The sequence below is a fragment of the Arhodomonas sp. KWT genome, assembly GCF_010993615.1.
The window spans coordinates 1-2,721 of sequence record NZ_WNXE01000276.1 but is presented as its reverse complement, the minus strand read 5'-3'; the positions used below and the strand labels follow the sequence as shown (position 1 = coordinate 2,721).

The 2,721-nt window shown below is 52.2% G+C and carries 3 protein-coding genes; 1 reads left to right on the top strand and 2 read right to left on the bottom strand.

Annotated features, from left to right (window positions below):
• Positions 1-309 precede the first annotated feature (309 nt).
• Positions 310-525 carry an integrase core domain-containing protein gene (locus tag G7A99_RS17785; RefSeq protein ID WP_163142690.1) on the top strand — a complete coding sequence of 72 codons (216 nt, stop codon included), beginning with the start codon at positions 310-312 and terminating at the stop codon, positions 523-525.
• Between the two features lie 86 nt (positions 526-611).
• Here the strand turns inward: G7A99_RS17785 and G7A99_RS17780 are convergent, their stop codons facing one another.
• Positions 612-914, bottom strand: a complete 303-nt coding sequence (locus G7A99_RS17780) for a hypothetical protein (protein ID WP_163142687.1) — start codon at positions 912-914, stop codon at positions 612-614.
• Between the two features lie 116 nt (positions 915-1,030).
• Entirely contained in the window at positions 1,031-2,443 is a 1,413-nt protein-coding gene (locus G7A99_RS25975; protein ID WP_371807630.1) for an RNA-directed DNA polymerase, read from the bottom strand.
• Between the last annotated feature and the right edge of the window lie 278 nt (positions 2,444-2,721).

Genomic DNA, 2,721 nt, shown 5'->3' with positions numbered 1-2,721 from the left:
GGGAGCTTGGGACAGTGGCGAAACAGATCGCGCAGCAGGTGTCTGGTCTGCGTGGGCTGGTGTGAACCTGAAGCCGCCCATACTGGTTAGATGGGCATTTTAAGACGAGCGCGTCCGCCTCACCGGGCGAAGGTGGGGCGGGTGGCCCACGTCGCTGCGGCGGAGCGCAGCGCTGACCCGTGCGGCACTCTCCAACGCTCTGCAGCGCCACCGCCGCGCCGTGGGGCGCTGTTCCACTCCGACCGGGGCATCGAATACGCGGCCAACAGCGTCAAGGCACTGTTGGCGCGCCATCACCTGACATAGAGCATGAGCCGCCGCCCGTACTGCTACGACAACGCCCATGTCGAGTCGTTTTTCGGCACACTGAAGACCGAGTCCGACGTCACCGAGCGCCGCCTGCAACAATCCGTGTCCACGCTGATCAGCCACGTCGACGACTACCCTCGGTTCTACGACAGGCGTCGGCTACAATCGGCGTTGGGGTTTCAACCGCCGGCCGCATTCCGGAAACTAGCTGCATGAACGTGTCCAATTCAGCCGGGCAAGGTCAGCATCGCCGCGAAAAGGACCGTCCTGATTGAGGCTATTGTTAGAGCTTTTTATAACTTTCATAATGACCTGACGATTGCTGCAACCCCAAGAGTAAGAGAGCCATAAAATAACATTTTAGTCACATATAACCATGGAAATGTATAATATTTTCTTTCATTAAATGTTTTTAACTGCTCTTCCCTTACCTCTGGAGGTCTCGCCAATATATAGCCTTTGTGTTCTTTATAAATTCTTCTCATATCCACGCCTTGAACTACAGCAGTGAACGCCAGGCACAACAATATGCCTTGGGACGATACTGTAAATAGCTGTGGACCAAAGATGCCTGCCACAATGTGCATGAGTAGATTAAAAATCATGTTTTATTCCCTTTACCCTAACGAACCGCTAACCCGCGCCGCCGTTAAGCCCCACCGCGAAGCGCCGCAATGCTTTCCGGCGTCGGGTTTAGCGCATTGTTAGCGCACATTATTTTCTAAACTGACTGATATGATGCCTGAACGAACTTTGACGGCAGCGCAGGCGAGGGAACTCTCCCGCCCTGGACTGGCGAAGCGCGAGTCTCTTCATAGAAGTGCACACCATTCGCCTTTAAGTACCCGAAATTTGGATCCGCACGTACGTGGTCCGCGCCTCCAATGCTTGGAAGCCAGCCTTTCACGTTAGCCTCGTACGCAAGCAGCCATTGCTCGTCGTATAGCCCCTCCGCACACATCTGAGTCTCCCAAAGGCCAGTTCTGAGGGGCTTCGACACTAACCCTTTCGATTGGCAATCGAGAGCTAGGAGAGCCACGCAAGAATCTTCGCAACTGGACACCAGGTCCGCTGCCTGATCCTGCACCCGTAGCTTTAGGGCCAAACAGCCCCATAGTGAGTTGGCAACCTCGCTTGAATGCCTTAGAGGCGCATGAGTCTCTATCAGATTGTTAAGTATGTCCTGTATCTCTTGCATCAAAGGGACATACCCGGCATTCACTCGACTAATTATCTGCTCTAGCGCATAGGGCAATGTCGCTGGTTCTGGAGTAACGCAAAGCAATATCAATCGTTGAAACAGCTCCCAATTACCTTTGTCGACCCTCACTGACCGAAGGCGAGCAATAGCAAACTGGAGTACCGGTTCGCCCGGACTATTCCGGTGGAGCTCGAATGCCAATGAGAAAAACGCCTCTAGGTCAGCTGCTTGACTTCGTTTCGACGTCCTAAACTGAAATGTCTTCAGTTCACGAGCCCAAGCGCTCTCTAATGGCGTCGGCAATTCGGAGACCTTGGTCTTCTTGGGGTTGAGCGCAAGCTCATATTCAGATAAGCATATTTCAAGCAAGTGGAACGCTTCTTCGGCTTCCGTTCTTGATTTGAAGCTCAGCTCATAATCGTCGATAAACCTGTGCCCCTTTATATTAGGCAGCTTATCAGTCAGTGCGGTATCGCACCGATGCATAATTAGTTCAGCTAGTACTAAAGATACGTCGGGGCCGATTGGAATTCCGACCGTTTGTCCGTCTTGCCCTTGCCGGACCAAAAAATCCAACTTGTTCCCGAGAAGTGCGAATGTGTGGTTGGCTTTGGCGACTGGCTTTGTATGCAAAGCCCATGGGATCGAGTGGGTGTAAATACTGTGATAAAAGCGACTGATATCGGTCGACAAAATAAATCGCCTGCCGATCCTCGTGGTGATGGCTAAGTTGGCTCGATCACCCTGCGTGAACTTACCGTCGATCGCACGACCAGTGGATTTTTTATCTGGGGCTGTAGCTGCTAATGCCGAACCGCTAGCTACACTTACGATGCTGGCCCAATTGCTATCGACTTCACGGGACAAGAGGTAGTAAAGGACAGGATGACATATACTCAGTTTGCGCCTAAGCAGACCGCCCCGGGCATGCATGTAAAGGCAACTCTTCGCTTTAGGGATTTTGGCCTTCTTCGTAACAGACTTCGAGAAGTCCCCCGAAACAGGAACAGTGCTGGACGTTAGGAGGTCAGCAAAGTTGTCCGTAATAAATGGTGCAGGCAGCTCTTTAGGGAAATACCCCCTAGCCAATATCTCCCTTAGTGACATTGTGTCCTCACTTACTCTGTGGAGCGCTAACGCCTAGCTCACCGGAAAAATGCGAGCGGAGTGAGTAAGTTTTCCGGTGCAGCTACTTGTTAGGTGCATCTTGA